Genomic DNA, 21,739 nt, shown 5'->3' on the forward strand with positions numbered 1-21,739 from the left:
ACCCGAACACTATCTTAACGACCAGACGTATTTTTGTCTGTGCCGTCCGGCGTTTTGATTAGTTCGGCGCCACCCCATCGCAGCGAGGAAATCTTACCCTGTGTGTTGAGCACAAAATTGACAGGATCATGCCCGTTCCAGAACTGATCATAGTTCAGTCGGAACGTATCATAATTCCAGTGCTCCAGTTTACCCGACATGATATTATTGAGCGAAAGGTGAAGTGCCCCGTCCTGCAGGGTTATGTCGGCCTTCCCATACAGCGGGTCAGTGTAGGAACCGACGTATGCGCTAAGCGGTAACGACGGTTTTGTGTTGAGTACTCGGGTGCTATCGGCCTTACGTTCAGCCTGTTTGGCTCGTTGTTTGATACCACCGTACAGTTTCTGGAAATCGGCGCTCCAGTCGCGGGAAACACCCAGTGCAAATTCGTCGAAAGCCCGGTACATAAGCGCATGACGGAGTTCGGCATGATCTAGATTGCCCTGTACATACACGGCTAATTTCTGATCGGGAAGCTGTCCGTGAATGGCAATCATGCCCGTCAGGCTGCCCGTGTGAAAATTGACGCGATGGCCCCGGTAGTCGTGCTGAAACCAACCCAGGCCATAGGTTTTCCAGACAGGTTTAGTCAGTTGTTGAGTCGGGTAAAATTCAGCATCAGTTACCAGGGTCTGGGGTTTAATTAACTCTGCCCACGTAGCCGGTTTAAGCAAAGTTTTCCCATTGTACCGGCTACTGTCGAGCATACACTGCATCCAGGCCGCTACGTCGTCGGGGCAGGTCCAGACCGAACCAGCCGGGCCAACCGCATCGACCAGTCCTTCTTCCAACTGACTATTCACCAGTCGAATCGTATCTCTGACTTCAACATGCGGTTTCGCCCGGTTTGCATCTGTAACCTCTTTAAAGAGGGCTTTCGTACGAGCCATTCCCAGAGGTTCAAAAATTCGTGTCCGAATAAATTTATTCCAGGGCATTCCGCTAACCCGTTCAATTACTTTACCGGCCGCCAGGTACATGATGTTCTGATAAATAAATCCGGCACGTAGTGAATAGGATGGCTTAACCAGTCGCAGCCGGTGAATAATCTCATCCTGCGGAATCTGCATGGCAGCCCAAAGCACATCGGCGTTGCCAACTCCCGTATTGTGAATCAGGAGGTCCCGCACACGTAATTCCCGCGTAACGGCCGGGTCATACAGCTGAAAATCAGGCAGAAAGTTGGTAACAGGATCATCCCAGCGAAGTTTGCCTTCGTCAACAAGCATACCCAGACAGGCCGCCGTCATGGCTTTGGTCGTTGATGCCATGGCGAAAAGCGTCTGCGTATTGACAGCATCAGATTTGCCCAGTTCGCGAACCCCATACCCTTTTTTGAAGAGTACTTTACCATCTTTTACAACGGTTACGCTCATACCCGGAATTCGCCATTCCTGTACGGCTTGCCTGACGTAGGCATCATAGCGGGCTGCGGGATCAACGGCGGTTTTCTTCGACTGGGCCTTAATTGACTGCGAACCAAAGGCGCAGACGATAAAAGAAAAAAGAGGAGAAGTGATTTCATGGCAGGTTGTTTATTGCCCTAATATAAGTTGAAGACTTGATTTTTAGCAGTATTACGTGCATTTGATGCGCCTGGGCCGGTGGTTTTGTCATCCGTAGATCAAATCAAAGCGCTTCAGGGGAGTTCAAGGAAAGCACATAAGTAAAAGCGCGTGTTTTAACTTCCCTAAACTGGAAAACAGTAGGTCTATCCGTAGATTTGTTGAAAAGCGGTTTACCAGTTTGAATAACGACCATGAATTATCTCAACAAACCAAAACTCTGGCATTTTCTGACGGCCATTACGTTACTAGGGTTCCTCAGTCCTGCCATTCTTCTTGCTCAATCGAAGAGCAGTGCAACAAAAACACCGGCTGGACTGACGGCCATTCAGGAAAGTGATATCAAACGTGATCTGTTTGCTTTGGCTGGAGATCATTTTCGGGGGAGGGAAGGAGGTTCACTGGATGAGCTGAAAGCATCGATGTGGATTGCCGATCAACTTCGGGCAATGGGGTTGCAACCCGCTGGCGACGATGGTACGTTCTTTCAGTTTTTTCACATCCAACGGACTCGTATCACCGAAACCAGCCGACTGAACATCGGTACACACCAGTTGACTCACGGTCAGGATGCCTTTATTCTGGCTCCGGCCATCGCGTCGGTCGATGCCCCGCTTGTGTTTGTGGGTAAAGGCACGCCCGACGATCTGGCGAAAGTTGATGTGAAAGGAAAAGCCGTAGCACTGGAATTTTCAGGATCAGCACCCGCTGAGTTGAGTTACCGTCGATTTTTGTTTGGCACCATGTCCCGCCGGGCGGCAGAGCTTGTCAAAGCAGGTGCTTTAGCGGTTATTTGGGTGTCAAATACTGATGCCCAGTTTTATTTTGATCGCTGGACAACGGGCCTCGAACGGGGACGTTACGACCTGCCAGGGGGAGCCAATACGCGTGTGTTTTCGCAGGCACCTACCGTATGGCTTCCGGCCAGTGCACTCGACTGGATTAAGCAACCGGGTCAGCAATTCACAAACGTAGTGAACGTCGAAAGTTTTAACTACCCCTCTGTCAATATCGTAGCGAAGGTGCCGGGAACTGATCCGACGCTCAAAAACGAATATGTTCTGTTTAGCACACACCAGGACCACGATGGAGTTCGGCGGGCTGTAGCGGGTGACTCAATCTGGAACGGGGCAGACGATAACGCCAGTGGCTGCGTGGCTACAATGGCCATTGGGCGGGCATTTGTCAAACAACCGGCCAAGCGGTCAGCGTTGTTTGTGTTTCATGGCGCCGAGGAGCGTGGACTTCTAGGGTCGCGGTATTACGTCGAAAAACCCACGGTTCCGAAAGAGTCGATAGTAGCGGTTTTAAACGCAGAAATGATCGGACGTAATGCCCCTGATAGCGCCTGCATATTGGGGCAGCAGCCTCCACACCGCAATTCGTTGGATTTGGTCAATGCCGCGCTGGCGGTTAATCAGTCGGAAGCCCATTTCAAGCTGGATACACTTTGGGATAAGCCTGAGCATCCGGAGGGTTGGTATTTTCGATCCGATCACCTGCCGTATGCCCGCTCCAACGTACCGGCTATTGCGTTTACGACCCTGCTTCATGCTGATTATCATACGCCTAAAGACGAGCCCGACCGAATTAACACGACCAAGGTAACGCGCATTGCCAAATGGATTTATTTAACTGGCTGGGACGTAGCCAATCGGCCCAAGCGGGTCAGAGTGGATGAAGGTTTTAAGCTGGAACGATGAGTTTGTTACTAGTCAGTGGCCATTTGGGAAAAACGGTTCCGCAAATCCTTCTTCAAAATAGTTTTTGTGTATGACCCCAGCCACCTGAAAGGTATTAGGTTGTGAATAGCCAGGCAGAGCTGGAACAATGGCCAATGACTAATGACAAACTAAGGCTCGCGTAGTACATAGCCACCCCCCACAACAGTGTGAATGAGTCGGGGAGCGCCTGCCTGGTCAATTTTCTTACGTAGCAGCCCTACATAAACTTCGATCGAGTTACTGCTCATGGCGTATTGCATATCCCAGACCTCTTCGGCAATGGCGGCTCTGGAAACAACATGGCCTTTGTTGCGCATCAGATACTCAAGCAGCTGAAACTCTTTGGCTGTCAGAGAAATATCGTGGTTGCCTCTGCGAACGGTACGTTGGTCAAGATTCAAAACCAGATCACTAACCGTCAAAATCGTTTCGGCCTGCAAATGGCCTGTATGACGGCGAGTTAGCGCCCGGATACGCGCCAGCAGAATTTCAAAAGGTACAGGTTTAACTAAATAATCATCGGCACCAGAATCAAGTCCGGCCACTACGTCGGGTGTTGTACCGAACGCAGTCAGCATGAGGATAGGGATTTCGACTCCCTGTTTCCGAAGAGTTGCCACCATATCCAGCCCGTTTTGCCGGGGCATATTGATGTCGGCGATAATCATGTCGAATGGTTGATCGAGCGCCAGTCGCTGGCCGGTGATGCCATCAGAAGCAATCTGAACCATGAATCCATTAGCTTCCAGACCTTTCCGCAAAAAAGCGGCAATTGAAGCTTCATCTTCAACGATGAGTATATGCATAGGAGTTGACGTTCCTGTAAATAAAGGCGCAAAATAACGAAGGTTTAGGTTATACACAGTATACGTGAACGCCCCGATCTGGCCAGACCGGGGCGTTCACGTATAAAAAACATTCATGGCTTTACTTACCGTCGGCCGCCATGAAAGCCTCCTCCGTGGAATCCACCGCCAAAACCACCCCCGAACGAGCGACCCCCGCCCCAGGCCTGCGTATGGTAGGCACCGGCATTGGCATCCTGGTAACGACCTGTCATACCGCGAGCCGTATTTGTCCAGTTACCCGGTCTGCTGTACTGATGCGGGTTGGTTAGCCAGTTGGTCCGGCCATTGCTGAGCTCGGTTGCGGGCCCGAATACCCGCCGGGCTGAGGACATGAAGCCAGTGTTCCCGGCTGTCCAGTACCGATGCTCACCGATGTTGTGCGTGTAATACGTATTAAAACGACGGTACAGATGCGGATAAATGTTGTAGCCTGCGCCGAAAAACCAATTTGAAAAACCAAACGATGGCAGGCCAAACACAACCATGTTTCCACCGGGGCCCATATAGAAGCCCGTACCATACCACCAGGCCGACGGATACCAGAGTGGGGAGGCATACCAGTACGGATAACCAAACCAGTAGGGGTACGGATTTTGATAATAATAGGAACTGTTTACCCAGCCCGGATCAGGATTGATACCCGTGTTATATCCGTTGGCCTGCGCATACGCCTGCCTTGCCTGCTGCAATTCCTGTTTAGCCTGCGGGTCGCTGTTTAATTCGCGCTGGTAATCCGATAATTCCTGCTGATTCTGAACGGCTAAGCTATCATGCAATGCCGTCAGATCATTCATGACCTGTTCGGGATTGGCCCGGTACGCTTCCCCTAGTTTGGTCGTTTTATCCAGCTCATCGGTCAGTTGGGTCAATACGTCTGGCATATCGATCAACTGACGAAAGGCTTCCTGAGTAGGTACGTCGAGCGGATTAATCAGGTTGTCAAACGCCTGTTGGGCCTGCTGATTGATGTTATCGACACGTACCAGATCATCATGGTGATGCCGATACAGTTTCCAGGCCGATTCCTGGAGATCGGTTGGCAGGTTTTTGGCTAGTGCTTTAACGGATGGCTCATCGGTGCCGGCCGGTAAGGTGGCCAACGAATGCAGAAGGTCAGGATACCGCGATAAATCATAAAACCAGCTTTGTTTTGCCTGGCCATACGACTGAATCACATTCGTAAACGCCTGCTGACTGGCTCCGCGCTCCTGAGCCAGGCCGCTTAATACCTGCGGTTGTTCACTGGCCAATAGAATCGACCGTCGAACATCATCGCGATACGGGGCAATAGCGGAGATGATTGTCTGATTATCGGTGAGTGCAGGCTGCTGCTCAGCTTCCGTTGACTGAGCGAATGTGGGTTGCCATCCTGCGACCAGGAGCCCGGTGGCGAGCAGCCATGTTTTTGTCGAAATTAACTGGATGAACGTTTTCATGATTGACTGATACTTAACAGTATATGCCGGATGAAGGCATTGGTTTAACGATCAGGTTGATTGCAATCAGAGGACGTTGACCGGCAAAATTCTGGTTAATTCTGGTCGGCCAGCTCTCTCTGTTCACACCTTAAAAAACGCCATCTGAGTTGAATGAAGCATAAAACAGGCGTTAATGTTGGGTTAAAGATTTGATCGGGTTTTTCTGTAGAAAATAGCTTTGTAATGGCTGGAAGGTCGTTTCTTTGTCATAGTCTTGAAGGAAGCTATCTGCCAGTAGGTAATGAACAATACAACCCGACTCAACTTACCAATGCGCACACCTCTTCTCCGAAAACTTAGCCAGTATACCCTCGTTGTCATCGCGTTGTCGGCCTGCCACCGACCGGCCAGCACCTCAACAACGTATTATCCACCCAGTGGCAATAATTGGGAGCACCGGATCCCCGAAAAAGTTGGGATGGATGCCGCTTTGCTCGATCAGGCAGTTGCCTTTGCCAAAACGCAGGAAACAACCCAGATGACCCCCAATTTTTCAACTCAGGAAGAAATTTTTGGAAAACTGCTGGGGCCCATGACTTCCAGTCGGGCGGCAACCAACGGTATCGTACTGCGGCATGGGTACATTGTAGCTGAATGGGGCGATACCCAGCATCCTGACCCAACCTACAGCGTTGCTAAAAGCGTATTGTCAACGGTGGCAGGGATCACGATCGAACGCGGAATGATTGCGGATATTCATGATCCGGTAGCAAAACTTATTCACGATGGCGGGTATGAATCTGAGCAGAACCGGCCAATTACGTGGGAAAACCACCTGACCCAAACCAGTGAGTGGGAAGGGAGTATGTGGGGTAAAAACAGTGATTTTGTCGGGAAAGAAGCATTTGGGAAAGGCGAGCGGAAACCTCGCGCATTGCAAAAGCCTGGTAGTTTCTATGAATACAACGATGTTCGAATCAACCGGTTGGCATTGTCGCTTCTACGTTTATGGAAGAAACCACTTCCCGACGTAGTACGCGACGAAATTATGAATCCAATTGGTGCATCGGACACCTGGCGTTATGTTACGTATCCCAACGCCACTGCCGATATCGATGGTAAACAAATGCCATCAGTGAGTGGTGGCACCCGCTGGGGTGGCGGATTGTGGATCAACACCCGCGATGAAGCGCGCTTTGGGTACCTGTTTTTGCGGCAGGGCCGTTGGGGAAACAAACAGATCGTATCGTCGGACTGGGTAAAACAAGCGACTTCCCCAAGCCCTCACGGACCGGATTACGGTTATCTGTGGTGGCTGAACACCGGCACAAGTTCAACCGGCAAGAAAGCTTGGCCCGATGGACCGGCCACGAGTTTTGCAGCTATTGGCGCAGGTTCAAATACCATCTGGGTCGACCCGGAACACGATATTGTAATTGTCTGGCGCTGGCACAATGGCAGTCCTAACGAACTGATTAAGCGCGTATTAGCTGCTATTAAGCACTAAGTGAGTTTATAAGAAGCGCTTTCGGTTACCGTACTGACGCGTAAAGAAATTGATCAAGAATGACGCCATCCTTAATGGCGCTACGTCGCATGAGCCCTTCGAGCTGATAACCTGCTTTTTCCAGTATGCGAACGGAAGGGGCATTGCGAACAAACGGAACGGCATAGATACGTGTCAGTTCAAATTGATTAAAACCATAGTCGGTAATGGCGCGCAGGGCGGCTGACATGATGCCTTTGCCCCAATGTTGCTCGCCCAGCCAGTAGCCCACCTCGGCCGAACAACGCTCAATATCAGAATGAAGCTCTAAACCGATCGCACCAACAGCTTCTCCATCAATGTCGATAGCAAAGCCAGTAAGGGGTGATAGAGTGGAGGCAAAATTTACCCACCATTCGGCGTCGGCCTGCGTGTAGGGGTGAGGGAACCGGTCACGTAAATTCAGCCATAGAGCCCGGTTATTGGCATGTTTTAGTACTGAATCAGCGTCGGAAAGCTGGAACGGCCTGAGCCGACAGAGGCCACAATCGATAGTCATGGGTCAGGAGGGTTTATTTTTCAGTTAAAAATACGTAGTAAGCCTCATGATCTGGGATGTATATTGCGCTTAAAGGATTAAACAGTATTCACTGTAGTACGTTAATAGGGGGCAATTGGTCGTGTACGAACTGGCTAACCATCAGGAGTTACCGTTCAGGAAATATGAATGTTTTTTCTGAAAATACTCAGCATGCATACTATATTTGACGCCTGCATTCCTAATTTAAATGTACCTACCGTAAAATTGATATTATCTTAATCGTATGAGTTTAGCAGAACGCGCACGCATTTACGAACGAGCCGATAACAAGGGCTGGAAAAATGGGGGCCTTATCTTTCCGAACGTGCTTGGGGCACCGTTCGCGAAGATTACAGCCCCTATGGCGATGCCTGGAACTTCGTGACGCACGACATGGCGCGCTCCCGTGCCTACCGCTGGGGAGAGGAAGGCATTGGCGGAATTTCGGATAACAAAGGCCATATATGCTTTGCACTGGCCTTCTGGAACCATAAAGACAACATCTTAAAAGAGCGACTTTTTGGCCTGTCAGGACCCGAAGGCAATCATGGAGAGGACGTAAAGGAACTGTACTACTATCTGGACAGTACACCTACGCATTCTTATATGAAGATGCTCTATAAATACCCGCAGCAGGAGTTTCCGTACAATCGGCTGATTATCGAAACCATGCGCCGGGATCGTCAGGCGCCGGAGTTCGAGCTGACGGACACCGGAATTTTCGAGAAGGATGAGTATTTCGATATTTTTGTCGAATACGCCAAAGCCGATCAGAACGACTGGCTTGTGAAAATAACCGCTCACAACCGATCCTCTAAACCGGCTCCCCTAACCTTGCTGCCTACCATCTGGTTTCGGAATACCTGGTCGTGGGGCTATGAGCAGTATAACTCACGGCCCATGCTCAATGGCATTGCCAACAACCAGATCGAGGTGAATCATAAGCAGTTGGGGAAATATAAGCTCTACTGCGAAAACGCCGATGCACTGCTTTTTTGTGAAAACGAAACGAATACAGAGCGCCTGTACGGCCGACCCAATCTGACCAAGTATCCGAAAGACAGTATCAATAACTACATCGTATCGGGTGGTAAAAAAAGCTTCGTCAACCCCAACCAGATCGGCACCAAGGCATCTGCCCAGTATTCCGTAAACGTACCGGCCAATGACAGTGTCAGTATACGGTTACGGTTCAGCGATCAGACAACCAACGCACAGCCATTCGCCGACTTTGACACAATCTGGAACAAACGTCTGTCGGAAGCGGATGCTTTCTATGCAAACCTGCAGAAAAACGTCACCGATCCTGAACTGCGCGCCATTCAGCGGCAGGCGTATGCGGGGATGCTCTGGAACAAGCAGTTTTATTATTACAACGTAAATGAATGGCTGAAAGGTGATCCGAAAATGCCGGTCCCGTTTCAGGGACGCGTATATGCCCGCAACGAAACCTGGCGGCATATGTATACGGCCAATATTCTCTCCATGCCCGACAAATGGGAATATCCCTGGTTTGCGGCCTGGGACCTGGCTTTCCACACGTTGACCCTCGCCCGGCTCGATCCGCATTTTGCCAAACGACAGCTGGCGGTTATTCTGCGGGAGTATTACATGCATCCGAACGGACAGATTCCGGCATACGAATGGAATTTCAGCGATGTAAATCCACCCGTTCATGCCTGGGCTACCTGGAAGGTGTACGAGATTGACCGCGACCTGAATGGTACGGGTGATGTAAATTTTCTGGAGCGGGTATTTCATAAACTGCTGCTGAACTTCACATGGTGGGTCAACCGAAAAGACGTATCAGGTAACAATATTTTTGGGGGAGGCTTCCTGGGGCTCGATAACATTGGGGTGTTCGACCGAAGCCAGCCATTGCCTATGGGGGACGTATTGAGCAGGCCGATGGTACGGGCTGGATGGCCATGTACACGCTCAATATGCTACGTATCGCCTGCGAGATTTCGCTGACTCGTCCAAGCTACCAGGATATGGCGAGCAAGTTTTTTGAGCACTTCCTGCATATCGCGTCGGCCATGAATAACCTTGGTGGCAAAAACATCAGCCTGTGGGATGAAGTCGATCAGTTTTATTACGACGTGCTTCACATGCCGGACCATAACGCGCGGCTGCTCAAAATTCGGTCGATGGTGGGATTGATTCCTCTCTTTGCCGTCGAGATTCTGGACGAGGAACTGCTCTCGAAACTGCCTGACTTCAAACGTCGGGTCGAGTGGGTGCTGACGAACCGCCCTGATCTGGCGTCGCTCATTTCGCGCTGGCACGAGCCGGGTAAAGGCGAAACGCACCTGCTCAGTCTGTTACGTGGTCACCGCATGAAAATGATTCTGAAACGGATGTTTGACGAAACGGAATTTTTGTCGGACTACGGCATCCGGGCGCTTTCGAAATATCACGAAAAGACACCCTATCAGTTTGAACTGAACAGCGAAATTTTCCAGGTGCGCTATGTAGCGGCTGAGTCGGAGATGAGCATGTTTGGTGGCAATTCGAACTGGCGGGGACCAATCTGGTTTCCACTCAATTTTCCGCTGATTGATTCGCTGTTGAAGTTTTACCAATACTACGGCGATGATTTTGAGGTGGAATACCCCACCAATTCGGGACAAGTGATGAGTCTTAAAGAAGCGGCCATGCAGGTTGCCGAACGACTCATCAATCTGTTCAAGCGCGACGAGAATGGTCATATAGCGTCGCTCGGGATGGATAAAAAACAACAGGACGATCCTAATTTCCAGGGGCTCTATCTGTTCTACGAGTACTTCAACGGCGATAATGGCGCGGGACTTGGGGCAAGCCATCAAACGGGGTGGACGGGCCTGGTGGCGGACCTGATCGAATATTGGTACAAATACCAATCCGTAAACGTAGCCGTTCCGGTAGCGAAATAAAGCGGATGGAGTCAACGATAATCGTTGACTCCATCCGCTTCTTCACGAATAAATTTCTCCAGACAGTAAACCCTATACGTCTCCATCTTTCTAAAGGTGCGGGTGCTTTGCCCGTTACGACTAACCTGCTCTATGAGTACTATGAATCAGTCATCCAAAATTACCCGCCAGCAGTTTCTTAAACTGGGTGCACTGGCAACATCGGCCGCTTTATTACCACAACTGGATGCGTTTGCCGCGTCGCCTAAAAAAGTAGGGCTGCAACTCTACACCCTCCGTGATTTGATGGCGAAAGACCCGAATGGCACATTGAAAAAAGTAGCTCAGATTGGCTATAAGGAAGTTGAATCGTTTGGGTATTCGGATGGTAAATTCTTTGGCAAAACACCAAAAGAATATGCTGCTTACTTAAAAAGTCTTGGCCTGTCGACGCCAAGTGGTCATTACACCACTGGCAAAACAATGCCGAAAGCCAAAGGGACGCTGCTGAATGATTGGAAACGGGCTGTTGATGATGCCGCTACGGTCGGTCAGAAATACATGGTCTGTGCCTATCTGTTTCCCGAAGAACGTACCAAACTGGATGATTATCTGAAGTTTGCGGATCTATTTAATAAATCGGCGGAGGTGTGCAAAGCGGCTGGAATTCAGTTCTGCTACCATAACCATGATTTTGAATTCAAGCCGCTCAGTGGCAAAGTACCTTACGACGTACTGTTAGGGAATACGGATAAGAGCCTGGTTAAACTCGAACTTGATTTATACTGGGCAACATTTGCAAAACAGGACCCGGTTGCCCTGTTTAAAAAACACCCTGGCCGTTTTCCGCTCTGGCACGTGAAGGACATGGAGAAAACACCCGAACGGGCCTTTGCGCCAGTTGGTACGGGTTCCATTGACTTCCAGCGTATTTTCGATGCGAAGGCAACCGCAGGTATGACGCACTATTTCGTGGAGCAGGACGTATGTAAACTCCCACCACTGGAGTCCATTGCCATCAGCTACAAGAACGTAGATAAACTGAAAGTATAAGGAATGACAGGTGTAAAGGGCTTGGATAAATTCAACCTTTTACACCTGTTTTCTGACTCAGATATTCCCATATCTTGCAAAGGCTTGCCGCTCATGTTCTTTCTGGTTGTCGGGATGAGCAATATTAATAAGAGCAAGGCTGAAACAATTCGGCAAGAGATAAGCCGAAATGTGGAACAGATAATTTTTCAAAATACCAGTCTGGGCGGCAAAAGTTCTTTATTACCGTTTTGATTCTTAAATGGGGACCAGATGATTTTTGTCTGTTAATAATTGCTGAAACCATCGTCCTGATGCTTTAATGATACGTTGCTGGGTTCTAAAATCGACGTATACAAGGCCGAAACGGGGCCGGAAACCTTCTGCCCATTCAAAATTATCAAGGAAAGTCCAGGCAAAATAACCTTCTACCGGCAGGCCTGCCTGCTTTGCCCGGAGCACCTGCTGAAGATAGGCCTGATGATACGCCAGTCGGGCGGTGTCATCGATGGCTCCCTGATGCACCAGGTCATAAAAGGCGGCTCCGCTCTCAGTAATATAGATTTTTTTGACGCTTTCGTACTTAGCGAACTGGTAGATTATCTGATACATACTTTCGGGGTACACTTCCCAGCCCATTTCTGTAATCGTCTGTACGTTACGTCGGAGTGGAGAAACATCTTTAGCCCAGATGTAAGGCATAAAATACGACTGTTCGACGATTGCCCGAAAATAATGCTGCAATCCAATGAAGTCGAAATCGAACGATAGCCGCTCCATATCGCCGGGCCGGGCAACTTTTTTGGCTATACCCGCCAGAAACGGAAGTTCACGGGAGGGATAGCCCAAGCCCAGTGCGGGTTCGATAAAAAGCCGGTTCATCAGGGCGTCAACCCGTCGAGCAGTAGCCTGATCGCGGGGGGTGAATGGCTCAATGGGGGAGCATGAAAACGTAGTACCGATCTGGGCATCCGCTACGTTCTGACGAACCGTTCGTCCGCCCTCGGCCTGCGCCAGCGCGGTGTTGTGAATAACCGGAAGTAGATTTCGTAAACTACGCCGACCGGGTGCATGCTGACCCGTGAAATACCCCAGCACCGAAAACGCCAGTGGCTCGTTCAGGATAATCCAGTGTTTGACTTTATGGCCGAAGGCTTTTGTGCAGATGTCGGTAAAATCAGCGAACCAGTCCACAATTTTCCGGTTAGGCCAGCCCCCCAGATTTTCAAGCGCCTGTGGCAAATCCCAATGATAAAGCGTGATCCAGGGCGTAATACCCAATGCCAGGCATTGGTCGATCAATCGGTCGTAAAAGGCCAGCCCTACTTCATTGATACGTCCTCCGTGTTTTGGGCCAAGCCCATCAGGCAGGATACGCGACCAGGATAGCGAGAATCGAAAAGCATTGAACCCCAGGTCTTTGTGAAGTTGTAGATCGGTTTCGTAACGGTCGTAAAATTCGCAGGCAATGTCAGCCGTTTCGCCGGTTTTGATCTTGCCCTTCTGCCGACTGAACGTATCCCAGACACAAGGCGTACGACCGTCGCGGTCAACAGCACCTTCAATCTGATAAGCCGCCGTTGCTGTTCCCCAGACAAAATTTGGACCAAACGATTGGCGGTTAAACGGTGGTAACTGGGTTGACGCTGTTGATGAGTCAGTCATTGCAAAAGAAGCCATTGAGTATGATTGGTGGAGTGATTAGGGCTCTACCAACAAATGTCTGCTACAAAAAATGGCCGCTTACTACGTTGAAGCCTGCTCAAAAGTACGGCATAGCTTGAAAAGGCGATTCGCCAGACCGATAATTTAACATACCGATCTGGCGAACCACCACGCTACCTACAAGTTACGAAATTAAAAAAGCATATTAACCACGGCGGCCATAAGGCGCGGGCTGAAAGCGATTGTTACCCCGGTTTTGCTGTGTGGCAAACAACCGATCCCGTTGAGCAGAAGTCAGAACGGCCAGCATATCCTGACGTTTGCGGAGCTGAAGCTGACGCAGGCCATCGGGCGTCATACGGGAAGTTGAAAACAGGCGATCATAATTATCTTCGATTTTATGCAGTTGCTTTTCCTGACGACGCGACAGATTAACAATGGCATCGATACGGTCAATTTTTAGTTCGTCCTGATACTGGTCGCGGTCGTAGCGAGAGCCACCATATTGCGGAGGACGGTTGTCGAAAGGTTTTGAATATACGCCCTGAGCGAAGGTTACACTGGTAGCTAAGCTGAAGAGGGTAAGAGCGGCTGCGATTGTCTTTTTCATGGTCAGTAATTGTTTTTTTGTGCGTTACTGATTCTTAGAAGGCAATGGCTCACGTACGTTTAATCGAGATATAGGGGCATCTGTCTGAATGCCGATTTCTGGCGGTTGAAACCAGTAATATCACTCCCGAATGACCTCTGAAATTTCTCGCTGCCGCTGTGCCATGGCCTGAGCAATGATGCTGGCGACAATCAGTTGCAGAGCATGGTAGATCATAATTGGCAGCAGCGCCACACCTGCGATGCTAATCGGAAATAAAACATTGGCCATAACGCTACCCTGTACCAGCGATTTTTTTGAACCACAGAACAAAGCAGTAATCCGATCTTCCCGATTGAAATTTAGAAAACGACAGATCAGCGTAATCAAACCAAAAACCAGAAAGAATAATCCGAGCATAAGGCCCGCCAGCCACAGTAGATCATCAACAGAAATTTTCTCAAACGCATGTCGTGAAAACGATTCGCAGAAAGCGGTGTATACAATAAGCAGAATGGTAAACTGATCGAAATACCGAAGGGCCGATTTATACCGGGCCGCCAGCCAGCCCAACCGCTGATTTAACAACAAGCCCAGAATGACGGGCAGAATTACCTGAAGGGTTAGCTTGCCGATGACACCCGCCAGATCATAGTGCCCGGTTGTGCTGGTTAGTAAAAAGCTCATCCAGACTGGTGTAATAAAAACGCCGATCAGACTCGAAATACTGGCGTTGAAAATAGCCGCCGGAATATTCCCTCCAGCAATGGATACCGTCACTACCGACGACGAAACCGTGGAGGGTAAGGCCGCTACGTAGAAAATGCCCAGCCAGAGCAATTCCGTTTCGGGGGTTGAAAATAATGAGCGGGCCGCCAGCACGATGGCCGGAAATACGATGAACGTAGTCAGGTGAATGACCAGATGCAGTTTGTAATTCCGCAGACCTTCCTGCAGTTGACCAAAATTTAACTTGAGTCCGTAAAAGAAAAAAATCAGCGAAACGCCATACGTAGCCAGTGATGAAATGGTAAATAAACCTTCCTGAATGCCAGGGCCGGGCCAGAGTTTGGCCAATCCAATCATGGCCAGTAAAGCAAGTATAAACCAGTCGAGTCCAACGCGGGCCAGGAGGTTTGGTAATGACGTTTTAGCCATATTCAATAATTCTTTATTCAGAAAACCAGGCGCTAATCCGTTAACGTAGCAGCCTGAAAACTAATCAGATTTACTGATACAGACTCGACTCGTAGTCGATTGTTTGAGAAATTGTCAGCGGGGCATTTACTAATAGTCAGTAGCATACGCAATGGTTGTTGTTCAGGATGCAATTGCTTGATAAAACTCATCTTTATCAGAAGGATGACGATCTACAGAAAGGTGCGCCACTGGACGTTCGTCGATAGGCAAAACTGTTGAAAGATGAAGGCCATGCACCAATACAAATTCCTTTACATATTTCGTCGGTACTGCCCCCCCACAGCGTAAAGGGCATTCGACAACTGCCCCAGTGAACACACTTTGGTCGCTTCCATCAGGCTCTCGAATATATTGCCATTGGCCAGGGCTGTGGCTTGCAGGTGAGCCAGTGCTACATCGGCTTCCGCGCGATGCCGCTTCTGAAACGCCTGGCAGGATTCTACAGCATATTGTTTTTCGGCATCTGTCGAACGGATAACTTCGTCAGGAATAATCGTTGGAGAACCAGCTGGATCAAGAAACGTATTGACACCCACGATGGGTAAATCGCCATTGTGCTTCCGGGTTTCGTAATACATCGACTCTTCCTGAATTTTGCTACGTTGGTACATACGCTCCATCGCACCCAATACGCCACCGCGCTCGTTGATCGCGAGAAATTCCCCATAAACCGCTTCTTCAACCAGATCGGTCAGTTCTTCCACGATGAATGACCCTTGTAATGGATTCTCATTTTTTGTCAGCCCAAACTCGCGGTTGATAATTAGTTGAATGGCCATTGCCCGCCGGACAGACTCTTCGGTGGGTGTGGTAATGGCTTCGTCGTAGGCATTGGTATGCAGGGAGTTACAGTTGTCAAAGATTGCCAGAAGCGCCTGTAAAGTGGTGCGAATGTCGTTGAACGCGATTTCCTGCGCGTGCAAGCTCCGGCCCGATGTCTGGATGTGGTATTTGAGTTTCTGCGACCGCTCGTTAGCCTTGTACTTGTGTTTCATGGCTTTCGACCAGATACGACGCGCAACGCGACCGAGAACCGTATATTCCGGGTCCATGCCGTTCGAGAAAAAGAACGACAGATTGGGAGCGAACTCATCCACATGCATACCCCGGCTAAGGTAATATTCCACGAACGTAAAGCCGTTGGAGAGCGTAAAGGCTAGTTGCGAGATAGGATTTGCACCCGCTTCAGCAATGTGGTAACCCGAAATAGAAACCGAGTAAAAATTCTGCACCCGGTTATCGGTGAAATACTGCTGAATATCGCCCATCATTTTGAGGGCAAACTCGGTCGAGAAAATACAGGTATTCTGGGCCTGATCTTCCTTCAGAATATCGGCCTGCACCGTTCCCCGTACTTTACGTAACGTATCGGCTTTAATTCGCTCATATACCTCTGGCGGCAGCACTTTATCACCCGTTGTGCCAAGCAACATCAAACCAAGGCCGTCGTTACCATCGGGTAAGGTACCGTTATAATTGGGGAGTTCGGACGAAAGAGAGGTTGGATGAAAGGGAGAGACATATTCCCTCTCATCCCTTTCTTCCCCTTTCTTCTTACTCCCTTCTCTTATCCACTTCTCACACTGCTGATCAATGGCAGCATTCAGGAAAAAACCAAGGAGCATCGGGGCGGGGCCGTTGATGGTCATGGATACCGACGTAGCGGGATCGCAGAGATCAAAGCCGGAGTAGAGTTTCTTGGCATCGTCGAGGGTGCAGATGCTGACACCTGAATTGCCTACTTTCCCGAAAATATCAGGCCGCAGGGCCGGGTCTTCGCCGTAAAGGGTTACCGAATCGAATGCCGTTGACAGTCGTTTGGCGGGCAGACCTTTCGACACGTAATGAAACCGCCGATTGGTACGTTCCGGTCCTCCTTCGCCAGCAAACATACGGGTTGGGTCTTCGCCTTCTCGCTTTAACGGAAAAACGCCCGCCGTGTAGGGAAACTCACCCGGTACGTTTTCGGTCAGGAGCCAGCGCAGGATGTCTCCCCAGTCGTTGTATTTTGGCAGGCTTACTTTAGGGATTTTCAGATGGGAAAGGGTTTCAGAAAACAGCGGTTGACGAATGACTTTGTCGCGCACGCTGAACTCATAATACTCGGCCGAAAACCGTTTCTGTACGTCGGGCCATTGTTGTAAAAGTTGGCGGCATTCGGCAAAAAACTGATTATCAAGATTGCTATAAAGCTGCCTCAGTTCGTTACTTATATCCTGCCGGGAGGCATCCGTTCTGGCAGATTCGGTCGCTGCAATTCCCGAATTTTCCAGCATCTTCAGGGTTCCATCCAGCTGATAGAGCTTTCGTGCCAGCAAACTTTGCTCATGAACAAAGGCATCGTAACGGCGGCTTTCTTCCACAATTTCAGCCAGATATCGAACTCGGTCGGGCGGAATGATGGCCAGAGGCACAGCGTCTGAAATACCAGCCAGTTTTCGGCTCTCATCAGGTTGCTCCATACCCAACGCAGTCATCAGGTTCGCAAACAGGGTATTCATCCCGGCGTCGTTGAATTGCGCAGCAATGGTGCCAAAAATGGGCAATTCATCGTCCGGTATGTCCCACAGGGTATGGTTACGCCTGTATTGCTTTCGTACGTCGCGCAGGGCATCCAGCGAACCCCGTTTGTCAAATTTGTTAATGGCGATCAGGTCAGCAAAATCAAGCATGTCGATTTTTTCCAACTGTGTGGCTGCCCCGTACTCAGCCGTCATGACGTAGAGCGTTTTATCGGCATGTTCGGTAATTTCCGTATCTGACTGGCCAATACCTGAGGTTTCGACGATAATCAGATCAAATTGAGCCGCTTTACAAATGTCAATGGCGTCCTGAACGTGTCGGCTCAGCGCCAGATTAGCCTGACGTGTCGCCAGGGATCGCATATACACCCGTGGTGAATGGATTGCATTCATACGGATACGGTCGCCTAAAAGCGCTCCGCCAGTTTTTCGTTTCGATGGATCAACGGAGATGACAGCCAGCGTTTTTTGCGGAAATGTTCGGAGAAAACGTAATATCACTTCATCAACCAGCGATGATTTTCCAGCTCCACCCGTTCCCGTTACGCCAAGGACGGGCGGTGTTGTAGAAACTGGTTGAAGAACTGACCGGTCGAATCGAGTAGGATGGTTTTCTGCCGTGGTAATGAGTCGGGCGATTTGATTAAAATCAACGTTCTCATTAACGGTACGCCAGGCTGTTGCGGAGGGAGGGCTAAAATCACATTGACGTAACAGGTCGTCGATCATACCCTGCAGACCCATCGTCCGTCCATCATCGGGCGAGTAAATACGGGCGATGCCATAGGCGTGGAGCGCTTCGATTTCGGAAGGCAGAATTGTACCACCCCCTCCACCGAATATTTTGATGTGACCAGCTCTCCGTTCCTGAAGCAGATCAAACATGTATTTGAAAAACTCAAGATGCCCGCCCTGATAACTGGTTACGGCAATTCCCTGGACATCTTCCTGAATAGCGCAATCGACAATTTCGGCTACTGACCGATTGTGGCCCAGATGAATTACTTCGGCGCCAGATGCCTGCATTAGCCGACGCATCAGATTGATAGCCGCATCGTGCCCATCGAACAGGGAAGCTGCAGTTACAATACGAATTTTGTTCGTAAAAGCCGAGGACTGAGTATGCGTTGGTTTAGGCTGTTGCGCAATCATAAGCTCAAAAATTTCGTTAGGTAGGGCCGGAGATATCAAAGTTACGAAGCAAATTTGTCCTTCACCCGGATTCACCGCAATAGGCACTCTCTCCGGGAAGTTGTTTGAGGCTGGTATATTTAACGAGTAATGACAATGATAAAAAAGTTTGTAACTCAATTTGCCTTATCTGGCTTGTTTTTGGCGGGTACGCTCGCCAGCGGCCAGACGCAGGATAATGCACTCCTGTATGAAGTAACGGGTCCGGGACTGCCCAAACCATCTTATCTCTACGGTACGTTCCATCTGGTTTGCCCAACGGATCTGACCATTACCGATGCCATGAAAAAAGCGGTAGGCGAAAGTCAGCAGGTGTATCTGGAACTGGATATGGACGACCCGACCATGATGGCCGATATGCAGAAAGCGATGATGATGCCCGCCGGTAAGACATTGAAAGACATGCTTAAACCAGAGGATTATACGGTGCTGGACAGCTACCTGAATCAGAAAATGCACATCGGACTCGCGCAAATGGGAATGCTCAAACCCATTGCCTTACTCTCGATGATGTACATGACTATATTGCCCTGTCAGCCAGCGTCTTACGATCTGACATTTGCGCAAATGGCTGCCAGCGAGAAAAAGGAAGTGTTCGGGCTGGAAAATCTATCAGATCAGTTGAAAGCGATCGATAAGATTCCAATGGAAGAGCAACTGAAAGGATTGGTCGATATGGCGAAAAAGCCCGAAGAAGCGAAGAAGGAGTTTTCGGATTTCATTGCGTTGTATAAAAAACATGATATGGCAAAACTGATGAACGCCATGAAAACCAGCGAGTTCAACGGGGGGGATTTTTCTCAGTACGAAGAGGGGCTGCTGACCGAACGTAATACCAGCTGGATTCCTGTTATTGAAAAAGCTGCCAAAGAGAAACCAACGTTTTTTGCCTTTGGTGCCGGACATCTTGGCAATGAGAAAGGCGTAGTTAATCTGCTTCGGAAGAAAGGCTATACAGTAAAGCCCGTTGAATAATTCGGGTAGAAACAAATATGGATTCAAAACACAAATAGCCTGTCTAACAGGCTATTTGTGTTTTGAATGAAGTATATTCTAGGGGTAAGCACTCATCTTAATCGCTCTATGAAAACCAAACCCGTTCGCTGAGGAGATACTTATTTCCAATAACACCTGTTTCGTGGCATAATCGATCTCGACAACTTTGCCTCCCAAACCGTCAGCATTGGGAACCTGATAGCCCGGTCCAAACACAACGTGATTGCTTTGCGGGAGAAATTGTGAACTGCTTATAATTTTTGAATAGGTCTCTGCGCCCCTTTCTTTTCCGTATGTCCACGTCTGCTGAACAGTTTTGTTTACCGGATCAATTTTATAGGTAACAGCCCTACTGTACTTTGAAGCAGCAGGGTTGAATTCACGCACGGAGCCATTGTCGAACACCATCCAGTCACCATTGGGCAGATGCGTGATATTATGCTGATACCAGTTCCATTCAAAATCAGGAGCTACTGCTGTACCATTAATGACAGCATTATCTGTGATAGGGTTTCCCCTCGCATCCAGAGGTTGTAATAAATATTGTGATAACGCTTCGTCCTGTCTGTTGGTTGTCCACCCTGCATGGGCCGATAAAATCCATTTCACCTGATTGTTATAATCCAGCTTCACTATACCCTGAGAACGGCCCGATACGACAATGGTATTATCCGTTGAATCATACATCACTGCATTGCCATGAAACCAGTCGCTGGGTGTTTGAACCCCATCAGGCGTTACTAGATTCATTCTGGATTCATCCAGGGATTCTTTCAAATCCCAGACGGTGGCCAGGTTACCGCTTTGCCGATCGATTTCAATGACAAAATCCTCAACCGTCGGGCTTCCATTTTTGTAAGTACTACCCGGTTTTGTCGCCGTTAGCAGGAGGTTGCCATTCGGCTTTTCCATGACTTCATGATGGAAAACATAGCCTGACAATTTCCAGCTGTTAACTACATTTCCTAATAAATCAACCTCATAAATGGCTGGTATATTCGGATTTGTATCCCCAAAAAAGAAATTACCATTACGTAATCGACTGATGCCATCATCGTAGTTGAGGGCTTTCAAAACGGGATGCGTCCGGTAATCCAGCACCCACCGGATTTCACCATACGCATCCATAAAAAATGGAGTAAGTGGGCTTCCGGTGCCAGACGTACTAAAATTACTGACCAGAATCAGGCCGGGGGCCACCTTGGATTCATCGAAAGGGGCCGCTACGATGGAGGTGGGCATGTTGGGAGGTAGCTCTCCTGTCTGAATGGTGGTTGAGGCTGTTGCTAACGTATCACCCTGCTGACTAAGAATACGTATGTCAACTGTATTGCTGTAGTTTGGATAAAGGCCAATGACAGGTACATTGTGACTTGTGCCCATATCCGTGAAGGTATGCTCGACATCAGTTATTTTTCCGTGTTTTCCTCTTACCCGAATAAATGTTTTTCCGGCTACTGGTGAAGTAAACTTGACGACTGCAGCTAAGGGATTAAAGCCCGATGGGTTAACCTGAACAGAATCGGCACTAATGCTAAAAAGGGTAGAAGCAGAAGGTGTAGGCGAGTCATCCTGAGAAGGTTTACAGTTTGCCAGCAACAGGATTATGGCACTGTAGAGAAGGATTTTTTTCATCGTGAGTAAAGTTTAATTGGTAAGAATTGGTTTAATACAATTGTTTGACGTCACCACGTTTCCAGGCGAAAATTGCGAGTAGATATTGTTTGCCGGGTAATGGGTTAATAGACAGGTACGCCTAAATTCTGGATAACGTTGCGTTTACGGCGACATAATAGGTTGATAATCATTGTGCCGGGTTAAAAACAGATTTAATCAAGGCAACGGACTGAGTTAGAGAACAGGAGCAAGGGATCTTCACGCACGAATCCTGGCGTATATAGTTAAACCTTGAAGCCGATGTGCTTTTTGAAATAATCGGGTTTTGAGGCATACAGCCTCACCGTTTATTTTCGAAACCTATCACCCC

At 49.1% G+C, this 21,739-nt stretch carries 13 protein-coding genes and 1 pseudogene; 5 read left to right on the plus strand and 9 right to left on the minus strand.

Annotated elements, in window-relative coordinates; genetic code table 11:
• Positions 1-14 precede the first annotated feature (14 nt).
• Positions 15-1,418: a serine hydrolase gene (locus LN737_RS18310; RefSeq protein ID WP_405511262.1), complete on the minus strand. Its 1,404-nt coding sequence runs from the start codon at positions 1,416-1,418 to the stop codon at positions 15-17.
• A gap of 383 nt (positions 1,419-1,801) precedes the next feature.
• Here LN737_RS18310 and LN737_RS18315 point away from each other — a divergent pair, with 383 nt between their 5' ends.
• Complete coding sequence (locus tag LN737_RS18315) at positions 1,802-3,310, plus strand: M28 family peptidase (protein ID WP_405511264.1); 1,509 nt, start codon at positions 1,802-1,804, stop codon at positions 3,308-3,310.
• A gap of 149 nt (positions 3,311-3,459) precedes the next feature.
• Here the strand turns inward: LN737_RS18315 and LN737_RS18320 are convergent, their stop codons facing one another.
• Positions 3,460-4,137, minus strand: coding sequence for a response regulator transcription factor (locus tag LN737_RS18320; RefSeq protein ID WP_405511265.1), 678 nt, complete (start codon positions 4,135-4,137; stop codon positions 3,460-3,462).
• Between the two features lie 125 nt (positions 4,138-4,262).
• Positions 4,263-5,615, minus strand: a complete 1,353-nt coding sequence (locus tag LN737_RS18325; RefSeq protein WP_405511266.1) for a hypothetical protein — start codon at positions 5,613-5,615, stop codon at positions 4,263-4,265.
• Between the two features lie 313 nt (positions 5,616-5,928).
• On the opposite strand from LN737_RS18325, the gene LN737_RS18330 reads away from it, so the two are divergent.
• Entirely contained in the window at positions 5,929-7,104 is a 1,176-nt protein-coding gene (locus tag LN737_RS18330) for a serine hydrolase (protein ID WP_405511268.1), read from the plus strand.
• A gap of 25 nt (positions 7,105-7,129) precedes the next feature.
• Here the strand turns inward: LN737_RS18330 and LN737_RS18335 are convergent, their stop codons facing one another.
• Entirely contained in the window at positions 7,130-7,642 is a 513-nt protein-coding gene (locus tag LN737_RS18335) for a GNAT family N-acetyltransferase (protein WP_405511269.1), read from the minus strand.
• A gap of 265 nt (positions 7,643-7,907) precedes the next feature.
• Here LN737_RS18335 and LN737_RS18340 point away from each other — a divergent pair.
• Positions 7,908-10,578: pseudogene (locus LN737_RS18340) on the plus strand (MGH1-like glycoside hydrolase domain-containing protein).
• Between the two features lie 141 nt (positions 10,579-10,719).
• Positions 10,720-11,610, plus strand: a complete 891-nt coding sequence (locus LN737_RS18345) for a sugar phosphate isomerase/epimerase (RefSeq protein ID WP_405511270.1) — start codon at positions 10,720-10,722, stop codon at positions 11,608-11,610.
• A 237-nt stretch (positions 11,611-11,847) separates the two neighbouring features.
• On the opposite strand, the gene LN737_RS18350 is transcribed toward LN737_RS18345, so the two are convergent.
• From LN737_RS18350 to LN737_RS18365, 4 genes are all read right to left on the minus strand, one after another.
• Positions 11,848-13,269 carry a GH1 family beta-glucosidase gene (locus tag LN737_RS18350; RefSeq protein ID WP_405511272.1) on the minus strand — a complete coding sequence of 474 codons (1,422 nt, stop codon included), beginning with the start codon at positions 13,267-13,269 and terminating at the stop codon, positions 11,848-11,850.
• Between the two features lie 190 nt (positions 13,270-13,459).
• A complete protein-coding gene (locus LN737_RS18355) occupies positions 13,460-13,864 on the minus strand; it encodes a hypothetical protein (RefSeq protein WP_405511273.1) in 405 nt (134 codons plus the stop codon).
• Positions 13,865-13,984: 120 nt separating this feature from the next.
• Entirely contained in the window at positions 13,985-15,001 is a 1,017-nt protein-coding gene (locus LN737_RS18360) for a bile acid:sodium symporter family protein (RefSeq protein WP_405511274.1), read from the minus strand.
• A gap of 293 nt (positions 15,002-15,294) precedes the next feature.
• Positions 15,295-18,717, minus strand: a complete 3,423-nt coding sequence (locus LN737_RS18365; protein WP_405511275.1) for a methylmalonyl-CoA mutase family protein — start codon at positions 18,715-18,717, stop codon at positions 15,295-15,297.
• A gap of 135 nt (positions 18,718-18,852) precedes the next feature.
• Here LN737_RS18365 and LN737_RS18370 point away from each other — a divergent pair, with 135 nt between their 5' ends.
• Positions 18,853-19,731 (plus strand): TraB/GumN family protein, encoded by an 879-nt coding sequence (locus LN737_RS18370; protein ID WP_405511276.1) that lies wholly within the window; start codon positions 18,853-18,855, stop codon positions 19,729-19,731.
• Between the two features lie 78 nt (positions 19,732-19,809).
• Here LN737_RS18370 and LN737_RS18375 read toward each other — a convergent pair whose 3' ends face one another.
• Positions 19,810-21,387, minus strand: a complete 1,578-nt coding sequence (locus LN737_RS18375) for an aryl-sulfate sulfotransferase (RefSeq protein WP_405511277.1) — start codon at positions 21,385-21,387, stop codon at positions 19,810-19,812.
• Positions 21,388-21,739 lie beyond the last annotated feature (352 nt).

The sequence above is a fragment of the Spirosoma sp. KNUC1025 genome, from assembly GCF_045160025.1.
GTDB lineage: Bacteria > Bacteroidota > Bacteroidia > Cytophagales > Spirosomataceae > Spirosoma.